Source organism: Collinsella sp. TF11-5AC (genome assembly GCF_003436775.1).
In the GTDB taxonomy this organism is placed as follows: domain Bacteria; phylum Actinomycetota; class Coriobacteriia; order Coriobacteriales; family Coriobacteriaceae; genus Collinsella.
In genome coordinates, this window is record NZ_QSQO01000028.1 from 1 (window position 1) to 18,588 (window position 18,588).

The window sequence follows — 18,588 nt, forward strand, 5'->3', positions numbered from 1 at the left end:
TAATGTGCTTTCCGTCTTGCGCAGGACTGTAGAGCAGGAAAGTTCATATGCGCCGCCCGGCTCCCGCGGCTCCCGAGGGGTATCTCCCATGCAAAAACTTTTGTTGGGTAAAGTCCGAGGTCAGTGGCGTTTTATAACGAGAAATTCAAAAAAGTTGAAAATCCATTACAAATTTGCGTTGACTTTAGGTAACTAAAGTTTCATACTCCTTTTCAACCACTGGGGGATGTGAACACGCACGGATCGTTCACATCATGATTGAAGAGGATTTCTTAGACATGTTCACGCATCAGCTAAACATTATCAGCGTAGTAATTATCTGATGCGGGTTAGCACATACAGCTAGCCCGTACGATAACGGGCGGCTGATGAAGATGAGGGCCGTCGAGCGCAACCGACGGCCCTCATTTTTTATGTCTAGGAAGTTCTTTTTAGAGGAGGAAATGTAATGAACGGAGTTTTGCTCATGGTTGTGGCCGCGGCGGTGCTCGCCTGTGGCTATCTGGGCTACGGCCGCTGGCTGGCCAACAAGTGGGGCGTTGACAAAGAGGCCCTCACGCCGGCCAAGCGCATGAAGGACGGCAAGAGCTTCTCGCCCGTCTCCGCCTTTACCGCGTTCTCGCACCAGTTCAGCTCGATCTGCGGTGCTGGCCCTGTCACGGGTACGATCGTCGCCATGGCCTTTGGCTGGCTGCCCGTCGTGCTCTGGGTCCTCGTCGGCGGCATCTTCTTTGGCGCCGTCCACGACTTTGGTGCTCTGTACGCTTCGATGAAGAACAACGGCAAGTCGCTCGCTCAGCTCATCGAGAAGTACATCGGCAAGACCGGCCGTCGCCTGTTCCTGCTGTTCTGCTGGCTGTTCTGCATCATCGTCATCGCCGCCTTCACCGACATGGTCTGCAAGACGTTCATGTTCACCCCGGCCGTTGACGCTTCTGGCGCCGCTACCGGTGCCATCGACTTCACCAAGTCCTATGCCGCTGGCTGCGCTGGCACCATCTCCATCCTGTTCACCTTCGTCGCTATCGCCTTTGGTTGGGCCCAGAAGAAGTTCAACCTCACCGGTGCCGCCGAGTTCGTCACCGGCGTGGTCCTCATGGTTCTCATGTTCGCCGTCGGTATGCAGTTCCCGGTCTACCTGGATAAGTTCCAGTGGTTCGCCGTCGTCATGGTCTACCTGGTCTTCGCTGGCGCTATGCCCATCCAGATGCTCAAGACCCCGCGTGACTACCTCACTTCCATCATGATGATCGTCATGATCGTTTGCGCTGTCCTCGGCATCGTCGTCCTGGGCGTCAACGGTCAGGCCACCATCACCGCTCCGGTCTTCACCGGCTTCTCCACTGCCTCCGGCATGATGTTCCCGGTCCTGTTCGTTTCCGTCGCTTGTGGTGCTCTCTCCGGTTTCCACAGCCTCGTTTCTTCCGGTACCTCCTCCAAGCAGGTCGAGAAGGAGCAGGACGCCGTCAAGGTCGGTTACGGCGCCATGATCGTCGAGTCCTTCGTCGGCATCCTTGCCATCATCGTCGCCGGCATCATGTTCTCCGACATGAACACTGCCGGTACCGGTGCCCTCAACGCCGGCGTCGCTTCCACCCCGTTCCAGATCTTCGCCGCTGGCATCTCCCGCGGTATGCAGGCCTTCGGTGTTGACGGTACGTTCGCTACCGTCTTCATGACCATGAACGTCTCCGCTCTGGCCCTGACCTCGCTCGATGCCGTCGCCCGCATCGCCCGCACCTCGTTCTCCGAGTTCTTTGCCCAGACCAACGACGCCCTGGCCATCGAGTCCAAGGCCGGCTACATGAAGGTTCTCGGCAACCCCTGGTTCGCCACGGTCGTCACCCTGCTTCCCGGTCTCGCCCTTGCCTTTGGTGGCTATGCCAACATCTGGCCGCTCTTTGGTGCTTCCAACCAGCTGCTCGGCGGTATGACCATGATCACCCTCGCCGTGTTCTGCAAGTGCACCGGCCGCAAGGGCTGGATGCTCTACGTGCCCGTCGCCTTCCTGCTCTGCTGCACCTTCACCTCGCTGGTCCAGAGCGCCATGGGCTGCATGACCGCTGTCCAGGCTTACGGCTTCTTCGGCACCATCCCGGCTACCGCCACCACGGCCGCCGTCTCCGTCGCCGCCACCAAGGGCCTGCAGCTCGTTTTCGCCGTCCTGCTGATGGTCCTGGGCCTCATCGTCGCCGTCAACTGCCTCAAGGAGTTCTTCGGCAAGGAGGCCGGCTCCATGCCTGACGAGGAGCCCGAGTGGTCCGAGATGGGCAAGGCCGAGTACGGTCGCGCCGCTGCCGCTGAAGCTCCTGCCGACGCCGAGGCCGCCAAGGCCTAGTCAGCTTGATGGACTAACCGTTCCATCCATATGACTCGGAAAGACCGGGTCCGCGACTTCGCGGGCTCGGTCTTTTTTCATGCGAAAGCGGGTGACGCTCGAGTGTTCTCGCAGATGTTTTGCGTGAATAAGGGCGCGCGTTGTACCATATAGACGTATATGTGTACATATGAAAGGGGCCCCGTGGCCAAGACGGTATATTCCGATAATCAAAACAATGTCGATGCTTTGGCTGAGCGCCTGAGCAGCCAGACGTCGCTTTCTGCCGAGCGCGCCAAGCTGGTTGCCTACGACCTGCTCTGCCGCAAGGCGCTCAAGATCAAGTCGAGCGCGCTGGCGCAGATTTTCCGTTCCGTCGATAAGGAATGCAACACCAAGGTGATGCGCGACGAACTCATCGCGGCAAAGATCGTTACCAAGATCGAGGGCAGCGGCATTAACGGGCGCCCGGCGTTCTATACCATCAATGCCGAGATCCGCGATGCCCAGGAGCAGCCTGCCGAGTCCGTCGAAGATTTTGTCGTCGAGGATTTCGCTGACGTGCCTGCTGTGGAAGAAGTTGCTCCGCGTGAGCATGTCGATACCGATGAGTTGCTCGATGAGAACGTCGTGCGTGCCTTTACGGCCAAGGCAGGACGCGGCGGTTTTGGCGGGGGCGGCAAGCGCGATGCACAGCGCCGCGCCCAGCAGGAGCGCTTCCGTCGCGCCGTTGCTCGAAAGGGCGAGACGGATGCCGAGGCTGTTGAGACCGAGGTTGCTGCCGAGTCGCAGAGGCCCGCGAAGGAGCAAAAGCCCGTGGGGGCCCAGGAGCCCCAGCGTCGCCGTGGTGCCCACTTTAAGGCTGCGCAGCAGGATGTCGCGCATGAGGTTGAAGAGCCTTCCGAGGCTGCAGACGATGTTGAGGAGTCTGCCAAGAAGGCTCCGGGTTCATGCCGTCCCGGGCGTGGTTTTGCGAGGCGCGCGTATCCCGTAAGGCGTCAGGAGAAGGGCGAGCCGGCTTCGACCGCTCAGGCCGAGAAGGCCGAACAAACCGAGAAAACCGTTGAGCCGGCGGCTCGCGAGCAGAAGCCTGTTGAGCCGCAGCTTGAGGTTGCTGCCGAGGCCAAGGGCGAGCAGCCTACTGATGGGCAGACGGAGCAGGGCGCGTCGAGCAGGCCTCGCCGCCGTCGCCATCGCGGGGGTCGCAGTTCCCATGCCGAGACTGCAGCCGAGAAGACCACGCCGCAGGACGAGGATGCGAAGGCCGAGGTTTCTTCGGGGCAGCCTAAGCGCCAGCCGGCGAAGGAGAGCAAGTCCGATCGTCCGCAGAAGCAGGCGTCTATGCCGAAGCGCGAGCGCAATTCCCAAGGCGATTCTAAGCGCAGGTCTCAGAAGAAGCCGGAGTCTGCCGCAGCAGATGCTGCTGCCCAGCAGCCCGAGTCGGCCGTCCACGGCGAGGTATCGGCGTTTGCCCTTGCCCGCGTTTTAGGCAGACAGCTGCTCAAAGTTGTCCCTACGCCTACGGCGCTCTCTAAGATCAAGGAGCAGCAGACACAGATCGTAAAGGTCGAGGGCAAGGACGGCAAAAAGGCTCCGCAGCGCACTCAGCACAACGAGATGTCCAACCGCAAGATTGCCGAGGAAATCGCAATCATCCAGGCTTGGATCGAGCAAAACCGAGGTGCCGATACGCCGGTTGCCTCGCGCCGCCAGCGTGCCTACCAGATTTTTAACGACGAGAAGGCTTTTGACGGCAAGCACGGCGAGCGTCTAATTCGGCGTATGACCGAAAAGGGCATCAGCATGCAGGCGATTAAGGTCGCCCCCAACCGCCCCGTGCACTTTACGGGTTTCTTTACGCTGGGCGCCGATAAGCCGTTCATTATGGTCGAGAACCTGGACACCTATGACGAGATCGTCAAGCTCCTGCGCGGCCGCAAGCACGCTAAGCTCTTTGGCATCAAGGTGGGCGGCGTGATTTTTGGCGGCGGATGCAAGGCGAGCGTCTCGCATGCCCTGGACGATTATCTGGCTGAGATCGGCTATCGCTTTAACTACGTCTACTACGTGGGCGATATCGACCGCGAGGGCGCGCGCATCGTCGAGCAGGCTCGCAATGCCAATGTGGTTGAGATTCGCCTGCATGCCGGCATGTACCGCGCCATGCTCGCCGAGCATAAGCGTCGCGTGAAGGCCGGCGGCGAGTGCGAGCCCGCGGCTGCCAACCAGGGCGTGCCGCAGAACTTGGCGGCGACGATCAAGGATCTGCCCATGGTCACGCGCGTGCAGTTCCGCAATGTGCTGCGCGAGGGCGGGCGCATTCCGCAGGAGATTCTGATGACCGCCGACTATCGGGATGGCGACTCGGGAAGCTTCGACCGCATGCTGAACAACTAAATTCCGCCGGCCCCGGGAGAGCGGGGACACCGGCTTAGGTTTCCTGCTCTACAGTCCTGCTCACGACGGAGGCCACATTAAGTGGCCTCCTGTTCGTGCGGAACTCGCGATAAACCTAAGCCGGTGCCCCCGCTCTCCCGGGGGCTGTCGTGGCTTGGCCGTTGCACGCGGCTCGCTTTCCGGAACGGGGCTGACGGACACGTTCCGAAATCTACCACCGTCGCTGTGCAGGGTGTCTATAAAGAGCCGTGGCCAAAAAACATCAAATATGAGTACTGATACTCTTTTAGTAGCAGTAATTTTGATCACATTTAAGGTGATTTGACGTGTCGATCGAGCAGATAAGCTGCCGTATCTCCTCAAGTGTTCATTAAAGGAAGACCTTGATGCGAATAAATCTCATTAAGATCTTCTTTTATTAACGAAAATAATATAGCTACAACGGTAACAGTACTCATATTTGCCGTTTTTTGGCCACAGTCCTTCGGAGGGTCCTCGAAAATAGTCCCGAGCCGGCACTTGGGGACGTTCCTATAATGCCGGCACTTAGGAGCGTCCCCAAGTGCCGGCACCGCGTCTGCCTGCGGCGGCCGCGCCCCGCTGCGTCGCTTCGCTCCTTGCGTGCTGCGCTGGAAAACGCTTCGCGTTTCCTCAGCTCCGCACCCTTGCGGGTTCGAATTCCTCCGCTTGCCCACAAGAAAGCGCCCTGGGCCGTTATGGGCTTAGGGCGCTCGATTTTATTGGCTGGGACGGAGGGATTCGAACCCCCAACAGCCGGCACCAAAAACCGGAGTTCTACCGTTGAACTACGTCCCAATGTGTGGTGTTGCCCAAAAGCAACTCGTCTAGTTTACCTAATCTGCGAGGGCATCGCAAACGCCATCGAGTAGGCGTACGGCGAGCGTCTGCGCGTCGCTGGCCGTGAAGGTGCCGTTGTAGCGCGTCATGCCCGTGAGCTCAATGCGAATGCGAGCCGGCTTCTGCTGTGCGGCAACATTGGCGGTACGGATGCGTTGGGCCAGGTTGTGGCACTCGGCGAGGGCGATCGTGGCGCGCGGGGCGGCGTCTGCAGGCAACTCGTCGCTTGCGATCTCGAGCACCAGGTCAACGTCGGTCGGAACCTCGGAATCGCAAAGCATCATGCCGCTGCTGTCGGTCGTCGCCGTGGCGATGTTCCACATGCGCGATGCTACGCTGCGCGCAATGGGGTCCTCGCCGATGACGGCAATCTGGAAGCGCTCGAGCACGTTGGCGGCGCGAGCAAAACCGATGCGCGATTCGGCCTCGGTGACCGAGGGCTTGCCCTCCCACACATGGTGCAGGCGGTTGATGTAGGCGTAGGTGTCCTGGAAGGCCATGCCGTCGGCAAACAGGCCGACATTTTCCTGGAACTGCTGCAGGGCGGCCTCGGTATGCGGACCAAAGTAGCCGTCGTCTTCGCCACAGGCAAAGCCCAAAACGTTGAGAGCGCGCTGCAGGGCCTTGACGTCGGCGCCGTGAAAATTGGGCATGCGAAGGTAGAGCGTGCGGTCGCCCAACTTGTATGAAGCGTCTACAAGGGCGCTCCAGCAGGGGATATCGACAGCATAACCGGCCGCAAGGCCGCTATCGAGCCTAAACGTGCCAACAGCCTGCTCGGTGGTGGTGCCAAAGCGCTTGTCGGCGACCTCGTCGGCATCGATGGTGTAACCGAGCTGCAGAAGGCGGGACTGAACATCCTCGACGGCTGCTCCCTGCATGCCCGTGGTAATAGGTTCCATGAACGAACCCCTTTCGGCGTACGATTCGTACTATTTTGAGCGCGTGTCGGATAGACAACGCGAGACAATGCATAAACATGCACTCAACAGTGTAGCAACTTGTACCCAAACTCGCTGCCCACAGGTTTTATGACCCCCGCTAGTTGAGGCGCTCCACAAAGAAATCTGCCATGGAGAGGAACAGATCGCGTGCGTACGGGTCAAGCTCAACATCCTCGATGGCAGCCTTGGCTTTTGCGGTCAGGTCCAGCGCGTAGGCGTGAGCATATTCGATGGAGCCGGTCTCCTGGAAGATCTCCACGGCGCGTGCGAGCTGCGCGGAATCATCGGTGCCCGAGGAAAGAATCGCCTCGACCTCGTCGTGATAGCGCTCATTTGACAGGGCATGCACAGCGACGAGCGTGCGCTTGCCCTCGGTGATGTCGGTGCGGAAGTCCTTGTTGGCGGCCTCTTTGGTGCCGACCAAGTTGAGCAGGTCGTCCTGAATTTGAAAGGCAAGGCCAGTGTGCAGGCCAAAGGCGCGTAGCGCCTCGATCTGCTCTTTGCTGCCGCCGCCGATAATGGCTCCGGCGGCAAGTGGCGTGGCTCCGCTGTAATACGCGGTCTTGTGCGTGGCCATGTCCAGGTAGTCATCAACCGAGATATCAAAGCGCTTGTCACGGACCCAGCCCAGGTCGAGCGCTTGGCCCTCGATGGTTCGGACGATCATCTCGGTAAGCTCGTGGAGCACGCGCAGCTTCACGTCGGACTCCAGCGTGGGGTCATCGAGAACCGTCTTGGTGACCATGGTGAGCGCCAGGTCGCCACAATTGATGGCAAGGCCCGTGCCCTCGGTAAGGTGCATGCAGGGCTTGCCTCGACGAAGCTGTCCGTTGTCGGCGATGTCGTCGTGGATCAGCGCGCCCGACTGAAAGTGCTCGATGGCTGCCGCGGCGCTGCGGGCGCTCTCAAAGCTACCGCCCACTGCGGTTGCGGCGAGCATGCAGATAAGCGGGCGGTGGCGCTTGCCGGCGTTGGCCGTAAAAGCCGAGAGCGGCGCGTACAGGTAGCACTCGATATCGGCAGAGGTCGCCTGTCCGTCAAAGAACGTGGCCAGATAGTCGTTGATCTGGTCAAAGTGCTGGGCTAAAAAGCTGGTAAACGGACTGGACACGGGTTCTCGCATTCTTTGATAGGTTGCATCGTTGCATTATGCAGACAACATATTGCCACATTAGGGCGTCGAGCGCGGCGGTTGAAGACGATTGGTCCATGCGGCCGCAAGTGCAGTAGGGGCTTGGCTAGATAAGCCCAAAGTGTTCGAGCGCGGTGACGACGCCGTCGTGGTCGATGCTGTCGGTGACATAGTCGGCCTTTTCCTTGAGGAAGTCCGGTGCATTGCCCATGGCGATGCCGACGTCGACGGCGTTCATCAGCGAGATGTCATTGCTGGCATCACCGATGCCATACACCGTTCCATGGTTGGGGTCGAGAGCGTCGAGTACGGACTGGATACCCTCGCGCTTGGTACATTCGCGAGGCGAAATCTCGGTCACTTCGAGCTCGAGCTCGTTAAAGCAGAGCAGCGGCTCAAACGCTTGATCCTGAGCGATGCGGTTGGCAAGCGACGTGGACATTAAGATCTTGTAGGCGCTGTAATGTTGCAGCTGCGTAATTGCATCGCCCACGGTGCGGGCGTATCCCGGGGCGTCGGGCGCATCGGCACTCATGCGAACGACGCCATTGAGTCCCTCAAAACGAATCACTTCGTCCGATTGCTCAAGAATGGGAGCAAGGCGCTGCAGCATGCCGGGCGTCATCGCCAAATCGCGAATCACGTGTCCCTCAAGTTCGACATAGCCACCCGCGAGGCAGACGATGCCGGTCCAGGGCAGCTCGAGCAGCTTTGGATGGATGCAGCTCAGCGTGCGCCCTGTGCAGATAAACGCCATATTGCCCTTGGCGACAAAATCACGGATGGCTTGCGAGACCGCTTCATTGGGATAGGGGGAGAGGTCTCGCTCGCTCTCGGGAAGCTCTTGTACCACTCGAGGGTCTTGCCAGGCGAGTGTTCCGTCGATATCGAAGAAGCAGATATCGCCGCGCTTATGGGCTGCGCTGGCGGCAGGGGAGGCCGAGGTGGTGGGCACAAATCCCGGCTCGAGGCCCATGATCTGGTCAAAATGCTCTTTAACGCGGGGAACGGAGATGCCGATAATCACCTGGGCGGTCTTGCCCGTAATGATGAGGCCCTTGGCGCCCACCGCGACAAACGACGCGTTATCTGCAACGATGGAAGGGTCTGCGACCTCGACGCGCAGGCGCGTGGCGCAGTTGGTTGCGCCCACGATATTGCCAACGCCGCCTAAAAGCTGAATTACCCGCTCAGCGAGGACGTGATCTTGATCGGATTGAATACTGACCTCGCCATTGGGAGATTGCTCTTTGACAAAGCCGCTTCCCGTTAAACGATCGATTGCCGCGCGATTGGAGGCATGATCCTCGCGGCCCGGCGTCTTAAGGTCATAGACCAAGATGAGTGCTCGAAAACTAACAAAAAAGATGAGGCTAAAGGCAAGACCGATACCGAGCGCCAAAAGGTAGGAGCCGGCATGCATTCGCATGAGTGGGATGAAGTTGAAGGCCGTCATTTCCATGAGACCGCCCGAGAAGATGCCGACGATACCGAAGAAGTTCATGGTCATGGCAAGGCAGGAGGATAGGACGGCGTAGAGCAAAAAGAGTCCAGGATAGGTGAACATAAAGAGAAACTCGAGCGGCTCGGTGACACCGCAGACCACCGAGGCGACGATGGCGGGCAAAAGGATGACCTTAAGGCCGGCGCGGCGTTCGGGTTTGGCGGTGAAATAGAATGCTGCCGCGATGGCGGGAAGGCCAAAGAGCTTGCCCCAGCCGGTGGCGGTAAAACCTGCCCAGGGCGCAAGTTCATTTAAAGGGCGCGTGCTATGGGAGAGAATGGGGAGCAGGTTGGTCCACGTGGCGTAAATACCGTCGTGAATGACCAGATTGTCGTAATAGATGGGCATATAGAGCAGGTGGTGCAGCCCCATGGGCTCGAGTGCTCGCTCCAAAAACACAAAGATGCCCACGCCGAAGGGGCCGACGCCCGCAAGTGCGTGGCGCAGCGTTTCGGTTACAGCGTATGCGAAGGGCACGATGGCGGCCGAGATGGCGGCAAGGGCAAACACGGCAAAAAAGCTGATGAGGTAGACCAGCGAGGAACCCGAGAAGGTGCCGAGCCAATCGGGAACCTTGGCATCGTAGAAGCGGTCATGGATGGCGACGACGGTTGCCGATACCGCCAGCGGGCCGATAATGCCGGTGTCGAGCGTCTTGATGCCGTCGATGACGGTGATACCGCTGGCGGGGGTCAAAGATGATGGGTACTTAAGCCCAAGGTTGTCTCCGCTCAGCTTAATGATCTCGCTCAAAAAGAAGCAATAGGCAAAATAGGCCACGAGTGCCTCGAGGCAGCAGCGCGCCGGTTGCTTTTGGGCAAGACCGATAGGCAGCGCTACGGCAAAAAGGAGCGGGAGACGTTTAAAGACCGTCCACGAGCCGCGCTGGATGATGGTCCAGAAAACGTACCAAGGGGTTCCGTATACGGCGAGGTCACCGACGATGTCTACGGTCGTGGCGAGGGCGGAGATGCCGACCATGAGGCCTGATATAGAAAACAGCATGGCGGGCGCGAACATGGCTCCGCCAAAACGTTGGATTTTCTGCAGCATAATATACCTTCCGGATGCAACATGCTGTGCGAGCAAGAACGTTTAAACAATGAACTCATTGTAGAGGACTGGCTGCTTGCCGCATTGACGGTTTTGATTCGGTCCGATTTGGGTTTCGGGGGAACCGTCGACGGTAAATAATCCGTACTTTACCGATAATCGGTTTAAACAACTTTAAGAAATGCTATCGTGCCTAGCCATACATATTCATTAGAGGTGAAGTCATGCCAAAAGCGATTTACGAAGGAATCTACCGCGAGATCCGTTCGCGCATCATCAACGGGACCTATGCGTTTCAGGAGATGCTGCCAACCGAAGCCGAGCTGACCGCGGAGTTTGGCTGCACGCGCAATACCGTTCGACGCGCCTTGAGCATGCTGGCCGACCAGATGTTTGTGCAGCCTATACACGGCAAGGGCGTGCGCGTTATTTGGCTTAAGGGCGAAACCGATATGCTGGGCGCACTCGAAGAGGTTGAGTCGTTTGGCGAGTTCGCAAAACGCAACAATGCCGTCGCATCGACCGAGGTCAAGTCTTTTGAACATTTGATTTGCACTGAGCAACTCTCTCGTCGCCTGGGCTTTAAGGTGGGCGGGGAGCTGATTCGCGTCGTGCGTGTCCGAAGCCTCAACGGCAGCGCGCGCCAAGTGGACCACGGCTACTTTTTGGCGTCGATCGCCAAGGGCCTGACCCCCGAGATCGCGGCGGATTCTATCTACGGCTATCTGGAGCACAAGCGCGGCATCAAAGTGATGGCGAGCCGCCGTACGGTGAGTGTCGAGCTCGCCAACGATGAGGACTGCAGCTACTTGGACCTTGGCAAGTACAACTGTGTCGCCGTCATGGAGAGCCAGTCGTACACTTCGGACGGCATCTTGTTCGAGGTCACGCATGCCCGCACGCATCCCGAGATCTTCCACTACCGCGTCAACTCCAAGCGATAGCCGGCTAGCTCGCAGCCTGACGAGACTCATGCCCTCAAAGAGAAAACGCCCGGTCAAACCGACGATGCATCGGCTTGACCGGGCGTTTTCTCTGCATTCGATAACGAATAATTGTTTATACAAAACTTGTCAAGTATCAAGTTGAAATTACCGTTCACCGAAGTTTTTCTACCGCTCTAGTAATACTTGTTCAAACAACTAGCCAAATAGCGTATTGTGCAAATCAGCAAAAGGGGCAAAGTCCCCGAGCCAATCTCCGAAGGCGGCGGCAAAGGGTGCCGCCACGGTGTGAAAGGGTGGATTGTAATGAAGAACGAAATGAGCAGAAGGCAGTTCCTGGGCTTTGCTGGTTCCGCGGCTGCGGTTCTTGGTCTGGGTCTCGTGGGCTGCGGTGGTTCTGCCGGCTCCGGCTCCTCTGCTTCTGGTGACGCTGCCGAGGTCTACTTCCTCCAGTTCAAGCCCGAGGTCGACAAGGAGTGGAAGGAGATCGCCAAGGCGTACAAGAAGGAGAAGGGCGTCGAGGTCAAGATCGTGACCGCCGCCTCCAACACCTACGAGGAGAAGCTCAAGTCCGAGATGTCCAAGAGCTCCGCTCCGACGCTGTTCCAGGTCAACGGCCCCACCGGCCTTAAGAACTGGAAGGACTACTGCGCCGATCTTTCCGACACCAAGCTCCGCGGCGAGCTCATCGACGACTCCCTGGCGCTGCAGTCCGACGGCAAGGATCTGGGTATCGACTGGGTTCAGGAGAGCTACGGCATCATCTACAACAAGGAGCTCCTCGAGAAGGCCGGCTACAAGGCCGAGGACATCAACTCCTTCGACAAGCTGAAGGCTTGCGCCGATGACATCCAGGCCCGCAAGGACGAGCTCGGCGTTGACGGTGCCTTCACTTCCGCCGGCATGGATGACTCCTCCAGCTGGCGCTACACCACGCACCTCGCCAACCTCCCGCTCTACTACGAGTTCGAGAAGGAGCACAATCAGGAGGACGACGAGATCAAGGGCGAGTATCTCGACAACTTTAAGCAGATCTTCGACCTGTACATCACCGACTCCACCTGCGATCCTTCGCAGCTCGCCTCCAAGACCGGTGACGACGCCACCAACGAGTTCGCAACCGGCAAGGCCGTCTTCTACCAGAACGGCTCTTGGGCCTACGCCGACCTCACCAAGGCCGGTATGACCGACGACCAGCTCGGCATGCTGCCGATCTACATCGGCGTCGACGGCGAGGAGAACCAGGGCCTGTGCTCCGGCGGCGAGAACTACTGGTGCGTCAGCTCCCAGGCTTCCGAGGATGCCCAGAAGGCCACCGAGGACTTCATGTATTGGTGCGTCACTTCTGACACCGCCACCAGCATCATCGCTGACAAGATGGGTCTGACCGCCCCGTTCAAGAGCGCTAAGGAGACCACCAACGTCTTCTCTCAGCAGGCCGTTGCTATGGCCAAGGACGGCAAGAAGACCGTCGCTTGGGACTTCGTTTACATCCCCTCCGAGGAGTGGAAGAAGAACCTCAAGCAGGCTCTCATCGCTTATGCTGCCGACAACACCAAGTGGGACGGCGTCAAGAACGCCTTCGTCGATGGCTGGAAGACCGAGAAGGCTGCTTCCGAGTAAGCAGTTGCTGCCCAAGCTATCTGATTAGCGACAGGGGGCGGGCAGACGTAGGTTTGCCCGCCCCCTGCATATTGAAAGGACCCTTCTATGGGCAAAGCACTCAAGCGCTGGTGGCCGCTCTTTATGCTGCCCACGTGCCTGGCGTTTATGATCGGGTTCGTGATTCCCTTTATCCAGGGTTTCTATCTCTCGTTCTGCCAGTTTATTACCATCAATAACGCGCACTTTGTCGGTATCGAGAACTACGTGCGCGCGCTGTCCGATCCGCAGTTCTCCACGTCGTTCTTCTTTACCGTGGCGTTTGCCTTCCTGTCGACGGTGCTCATCAACGTGATCGCGCTGGCCATTGCGCAGGCGCTCACTCGCAAGGCGCTCAAGGGCACCAACATCTTCCGTACGATTTTCTTTATGCCTAACCTGATTGGCGGCATTGTACTGGGTTACATTTGGCAGATTCTGATCAACTGCCTGCTCTCCAACGTGGGTGCCCAGCTTATCGCCCTCAACTCCGCCGCTGGCTTCTGGGGCCTTATCATCCTGACCCTGTGGCAACAGGTCGGCTACATGATGATCATCTACATCGCCGGTCTGCAGTCCATTCCGTCTGACTACATCGAGGCCGCCAAGGTCGATGGCGCTACGGCATGGCAGACGTTTTGGAAGGTTAAGATCCCCAACCTGATGCCGACGATCACCATCTGTCTGTTCCTGTCCATCACCAACGGCTTTAAGCTGTTCGACCAGAACCTCGCCCTTACCGGTGGTGCCCCGGCGCACTCTACCGAGATGCTCGCCCTGAACATCTACAACACGTTCTATTCGCGTGCTGGCATCGCATGGCAGGGCATCGGTCAGGCCAAGGCAGTTATCTTCTGCATCCTGGTTGTCGCTATTTCTATGATCCAGCTTAAGGCCACGAGGTCCAAGGAGGTGCAGCAGTAATGAAACGCGATAAGGCTATTAACCGCGCGCTCTCGATCTTCTTTACGATCCTGTCGCTCGCATGGATCTACCCCGTGTTCATGATTGCGCTCAATTCCTTTAAGAAAGCGACCGCAATCAGCACCACCACGGCGTTCGATCTGCTCACGCCCGAGACGTTCAACGGCCTCGCAAACTACGTGCACGCTCTTAACGAGCAGGGCTTTGCCTCGGCGTTTATGTACTCGCTCATCATCACAGTCACGTCGGTCGTGCTGATTCTGGTGTGCTGCTCCATGTGCGCTTGGTACGTGGTGCGCGTCAACAGCAAGATCTCGAACTTCTTCTATTACCTGTTCGTGTTCTCGATGGTTGTACCGTTCCAGATGCTCATGTTTACGCTGTCCAACCTGGCGGACCGCATCGGCTTCAACACGCCGTTTAACATCTGCTTCATCTACCTTGGTTTTGGCGCGGGCCTCGCGGTCTTTATGTTCGCCGGCTTTGTAAAGAACATCCCGCTCGAGATCGAAGAGGCGGCCATGATCGACGGCTGCAACCCGGTCCAGGTGTTCTTTAAGATCGTCCTTCCCATCATGAAGCCCACCTATCTTTCGGTCGGCATCCTCGAGACCATGTGGGTCTGGAACGACTACCTGCTGCCCTACCTTACGCTCGACTCCACTAAGTACAAGACCATTCCTATCTTGATCCAGTACTTCCGTGGCGGCTATGGCCACGTTGAGCTCGGCCCCATGATGGCATGCATCATGATGGTCGTCATCCCCATCGTCATCATGTACATCTTCTGCCAGAAGTACATCATTGACGGCGTTGTGGCAGGTGCCGTCAAGGGCTGATGCCGTAACTGTTTTGCAAGTTTTGGCGGCTCCCCTCAGCGCGGCGCCGCGTATCGAAAGGTAAAGACATGGCCGAGATCGTTCTCAAACATGTTCAGAAGGTGTATCCCAACAACGAGTCAAAAAAGAAGGGCTTCTTTGGCAAAAAGAAGAAGACCGAGGAGAAGAAGCATAACCTCAAGGTTACCGAGGACGGTGTGCTCGCTGTAGAGGACTTCAACCTCACCGTTCACGACCAGGAGTTCATCGTCCTCGTTGGCCCCTCTGGCTGCGGTAAGTCCACGACGATGCGCATGGTCGCCGGCCTGGAGGACATTACCTCGGGCGACGTGCTCATCGACGGCAAGCGCGTCAACGACGTGGCACCCAAGGACCGCGACATTGCCATGGTGTTCCAGAGCTATGCTCTGTACCCCAATATGACGGTGTACGAGAACATGGCGTTTACGCTTGAGCTCAAGAAGGTCCCCAAGGACGAGATCGACCGCAAGGTTCGCTCCGCTGCCGAGATCCTGGGCATCACCGAGTACCTCGACCGTAAGCCCAAGGCGCTTTCGGGCGGCCAGCGTCAGCGCGTCGCCATCGGCCGCGCCATCGTGCGTGATCCTAAGGTCTTCCTGATGGACGAGCCGCTGTCCAACCTGGACGCCAAGCTGCGTAACCAGATGCGTGCCGAGCTCATCAAGCTGCGCCACGAGATCAAGGGCACCTTCATCTACGTCACCCACGACCAGACCGAGGCCATGACCCTCGGTGACCGTATCGTGGTCATGAAGGACGGCGTCGTCCAGCAGATCGCCACTCCGCAGGAGGTCTTCAACCATCCCGCGAACATCTTCGTCGCCGGCTTTATCGGCGTGCCGCAGATGAACTTCTTCGATGCCCAGCTGGTGCGCTCGGGCAACGGCTTTACCGTCAAGACCGAGGATATGAACGTGGCGCTCGCCCCCGAGACCTGCGCTCAGCTTGCTCTCAACTGGGACGGCGGCGACGTGAAGGAGATCACGGCCGGCGTGCGTCCCGAGCAGATTCTGCTTGCCGACAAGGACGAGGAGGGCGCGCTCCAGGGCACCGTCGAGGTGACCGAGCTCATGGGTTCGACCGAGCATGTCCACGTGACCGCTCCCGATGGCCAGTTCGTCCTGATCATTCCCGTTGTCGACCTTGAGGCCAAGGGTGCGCTCAAGGCGGGCGACCCCATCTGGTTCAAGTTCGAGAAGAACGCGACCCACCTCTTCGATAAGGTGTCTGGCAAGAACCTTATCTAGGCCCGGTTCATCCAGGCCCTCCCTTTGGGCGACTGCGGTATTGCCATCCTTTTGCCGCGGTCACATATAAGGCTCCCCTCCCGTCCACTGGGCGAGAGGGGAGCCTTTCTTTGTGCTGGGACTGTCTGACCGGTCGTTTGTCTCGATCTGTAACGGATAGGGCCGATTTCGAACGTTAGATGTTACAGATCGAGACGGTTCCGCTGAGCTAACCATTTCATCTAAATCTGTAACACCAAAGGCGAATTTCACCTGCTAGATGTTACAGATTGAGATAAACCCAAGGGGAGGGGCCGGTATGTCTCAATCTGTAACAGCTGGGACCGTTTTGGTTGAGTAGTTGTTATAGATCGAGATTGTTTGGTCGAGGCGGATCACAGGGTAACGTGCGGGCACAAAAAACGGAGCCGCGTTGCCGTGGCTCCGTTTTCAAGAGGATGGGCGATGAAACCGAATTAGCTCAGGTGCCAGATCTCGTCGTTGTACTGGGAGATCGTACGGTCGGACGAGAAGGTGCCGGCGTTGGCGATATTGATGAGCGCCTTGCGCATCCAGGCGTCCTGGTCCTCGTAGTCGGCCAGCACGCGCTCCTTGGTCTGGATGTACTCCTCAATGTCGAGCAGCGCCATAAACCAGTCCTTGCCCTTAATGTCGTCGTGCAGGCGCTGCAGGCGCTCGGCGTTGCCGGTTGCCATAAAGGCCGGGTTGGTGATGAAGTCCACCAGCAGTTTAATTCCGGGCTTGCGGTAGAGCGCACCGGCGTTGTAGGTGCCGTCGGCGTAGAGCTGTTCGACCTGTTTGGACGAGGCACCAAAGGTATAGATGTTCTCGTCGCCCACAAGCTCGGCAATCTCCACGTTGGCACCGTCGAGCGTGCACAGGGTTAGGGCGCCGTTGAGCATGAACTTCATGTTGGAGGTGCCGCTCGCCTCCTTGGAGGCCAGGCTGATCTGCTCGGAGATGTCAGCGGCGGGGATCACGCGCTCGGCGGCGGTGACGTTGTAGTTCTCGATCATGACAACCTGCAGGTAGGGAGCCACGTCGGGGTCGTTTGCAATCCACTGCGACAGCGTCAGGATCAGATGGATGATGTCCTGCGCGATAGTGTAGGCAGGGGCCGCCTTGCCGCCAAAGATGATGGTGACGGGGTGCTTAGGCTTATTGCCGTTCTTGATGTCGAGATACTTCCAGATGATGTAGAGCGCGAGCATCTGCTGGCGCTTGTACTCGTGGATGCGCTTGACCTGGACGTCGATGATGGCGTTGGAGGGAATGGTCACGCCCTGCTCGAGCGCCATGAACTGGCGCATGATGGCCTTGGCCTCGACCTTGGTGGCGGCCAGGCGCTCAAGAACGTCCTTGTCGTCGGCGAACTTGGCGAGTTTGCTCAGATCGCCGGTGCTGCGCCAGTCGGTGCCGATTACATCGTCGAGCAGGCTGGCGAGCGCGGGGTTGGCTCCATGGATCCAGCGGCGGAAGGTGATGCCGTTGGTCTTGTTGGAGAACTTCTCGGGATAGATCTCGTAGAACGGATGAAGCTCGGTGTCCTCCAGGATCTTGGTATGGAGGGCGGCTACGCCATTGATGGAGAAGCCAAAGTGGATGTCCATGTGGGCCATGTGGACGGTGTCGTATTCGTCGATGACGGCGACGCGCGGGTCATCGTGCTCGGCCTTCGCGATCTCATCGAGCTTGACGATAATGTCGGCGATGGCAGGGGAGACCTTCTGCAGGCTGACGAGCGGCCACTTCTCGAGCGCCTCGGCAAGGATCGTGTGGTTGGTGTAGGCGACCATGGAGCGCACAATGGTAACGGCCTCGTCAAACTCGATATCGTGCTCGGTGGTGAGTAGGCGGATGAGCTCGGGAATGACCATGGTGGGGTGCGTGTCGTTGATCTGAACCACGGCGTAGTCGGCCAGGTCGTGCAGGTTGCTGCCGCGCTCGATGGCCTCGTCGATCAGGAGCTGGGCGGCGTTGCTCACCATGAAGTACTCCTGGTAGATGCGAAGCAGGCGGCCCTGCTCGTCGGAATCGTCGGGGTACAGGAACAGGGTGAGGTTCTTGGCGATCTCGGTCTTGTCAAAGTCGATGGAGCTGCCGGGTACCAGGCCGTCGTCGACGCTTGCCAGGTCAAACAGGCGCAGGCGATTCTTGGCGGTCTGGCCGTAGCCAGGCACGTCGATGTTGACGAGCTTGGAGGTGACGGCAAAGTCGCCGAACTCGACGGTGTAGGAGCGGTCGTCAACGATCAGGATGTCCTGCTCGCCGAGCCACTCGTCGGGGACGGCCTTCTGCTGATTGTCGACAAAGCGCTGACGGAACAGGCCGTAGTGATAGTTGAGGCCCACGCCATCGCCGGTCAAGCCCAGCGTGGCGATGGAATCCAAGAAGCACGCGGCCAGACGGCCCAGGCCGCCGTTGCCGAGCGAAGGCTCGACCTCGAACTCCTCGATCTTGTTGAGGTCGTGGCCGGCGGCGACGAGCTGGTCCTTAACCTCGTCATAGATGCCGAGGTCGATCATATTGTTGATGAGCAGCTTGCCGATCAAAAACTCGGCAGAGATGTAGTAGAGCTTTTTCTTGCCGTTGTTGAGCGGACAGGCGGCAGAGCGCTCCTGCACGAGCTTGACCAGCAGCTTATAGATACGACGGTCATCGAGCTGCTCGAGCGAGGTTCCAAAGGACTGCTCGGCAAGAGCCGCAAGATTGATACGGGGCATGTTTCCTCCTGTGGTGAGTCGACTACATGTCAGAAATTCAAAAG

12 protein-coding genes and 1 tRNA gene are annotated in these 18,588 nt (G+C 58.5%); 8 read left to right on the forward strand and 5 right to left on the reverse strand.

The annotated features are described in order from the left end of the window. From DXD16_RS10510 to DXD16_RS09455, 3 genes are all read left to right on the forward strand, one after another. Positions 1–196 (forward strand): hypothetical protein (locus tag DXD16_RS10510; RefSeq protein ID WP_222847418.1); only part of this gene is annotated, 196 nt, incomplete at its 5' end. A gap of 252 nt (positions 197–448) precedes the next feature. Next, positions 449–2,338 (forward strand): carbon starvation protein A, encoded by a 1,890-nt coding sequence (locus DXD16_RS09450; protein WP_117655917.1) that lies wholly within the window; start codon positions 449–451, stop codon positions 2,336–2,338. A gap of 183 nt (positions 2,339–2,521) precedes the next feature. After that, the gene (locus DXD16_RS09455) at positions 2,522–4,714 is read left to right on the forward strand and encodes a hypothetical protein (RefSeq protein WP_158606194.1); all 2,193 of its coding nucleotides are present in this window, start codon (positions 2,522–2,524) and stop codon (positions 4,712–4,714) included. Positions 4,715–5,455: 741 nt separating this feature from the next. Here the strand turns inward: DXD16_RS09455 and DXD16_RS09460 are convergent. The 4 genes from DXD16_RS09460 to DXD16_RS09475 form a co-directional block, all read right to left on the reverse strand. After that, a tRNA-Gln gene (locus DXD16_RS09460) sits at positions 5,456–5,530 on the reverse strand. Between the two features lie 38 nt (positions 5,531–5,568). Next, complete coding sequence (locus DXD16_RS09465; RefSeq protein WP_199408213.1) at positions 5,569–6,474, reverse strand: peptidoglycan-binding protein; 906 nt, start codon at positions 6,472–6,474, stop codon at positions 5,569–5,571. Positions 6,475–6,613: 139 nt separating this feature from the next. Continuing rightward, on the reverse strand, positions 6,614–7,627 hold the full coding sequence (locus DXD16_RS09470; protein WP_117655919.1) for a polyprenyl synthetase family protein: 1,014 nt from the start codon (positions 7,625–7,627) through the stop codon (positions 6,614–6,616). 127 nt (positions 7,628–7,754) lie between these two features. Next, positions 7,755–10,205 (reverse strand): PTS transporter subunit EIIC, encoded by a 2,451-nt coding sequence (locus DXD16_RS09475; RefSeq protein ID WP_117655920.1) that lies wholly within the window; start codon positions 10,203–10,205, stop codon positions 7,755–7,757. A 224-nt stretch (positions 10,206–10,429) separates the two neighbouring features. Between DXD16_RS09475 and DXD16_RS09480 the strand changes: the two genes are divergently transcribed. The 5 genes from DXD16_RS09480 (at position 10,430) to DXD16_RS09500 (ending at position 15,821) form a co-directional block, all read left to right on the forward strand. Further along, complete coding sequence (locus DXD16_RS09480) at positions 10,430–11,149, forward strand: GntR family transcriptional regulator (RefSeq protein WP_117655921.1); 720 nt, start codon at positions 10,430–10,432, stop codon at positions 11,147–11,149. A gap of 306 nt (positions 11,150–11,455) precedes the next feature. Beyond that, positions 11,456–12,772 carry an ABC transporter substrate-binding protein gene (locus tag DXD16_RS09485; RefSeq protein WP_055252173.1) on the forward strand — a complete coding sequence of 439 codons (1,317 nt, stop codon included), beginning with the start codon at positions 11,456–11,458 and terminating at the stop codon, positions 12,770–12,772. A gap of 87 nt (positions 12,773–12,859) precedes the next feature. Further along, complete coding sequence (locus tag DXD16_RS09490; RefSeq protein ID WP_055252174.1) at positions 12,860–13,714, forward strand: carbohydrate ABC transporter permease; 855 nt, start codon at positions 12,860–12,862, stop codon at positions 13,712–13,714. Continuing rightward, positions 13,714–14,553 carry a carbohydrate ABC transporter permease gene (locus tag DXD16_RS09495; RefSeq protein ID WP_117584245.1) on the forward strand — a complete coding sequence of 280 codons (840 nt, stop codon included), beginning with the start codon at positions 13,714–13,716 and terminating at the stop codon, positions 14,551–14,553. The genes DXD16_RS09490 and DXD16_RS09495 overlap by 1 nt, the downstream gene beginning before the upstream one ends. Positions 14,554–14,621: 68 nt before the next feature. Further along, complete coding sequence (locus DXD16_RS09500) at positions 14,622–15,821, forward strand: ABC transporter ATP-binding protein (protein ID WP_055252176.1); 1,200 nt, start codon at positions 14,622–14,624, stop codon at positions 15,819–15,821. A gap of 455 nt (positions 15,822–16,276) precedes the next feature. Here DXD16_RS09500 and glgP read toward each other — a convergent pair whose 3' ends face one another. Further along, entirely contained in the window at positions 16,277–18,544 is a 2,268-nt protein-coding gene (gene glgP / locus DXD16_RS09505) for a glycogen/starch/alpha-glucan family phosphorylase (protein WP_117655922.1), read from the reverse strand. Positions 18,545–18,588 lie beyond the last annotated feature (44 nt).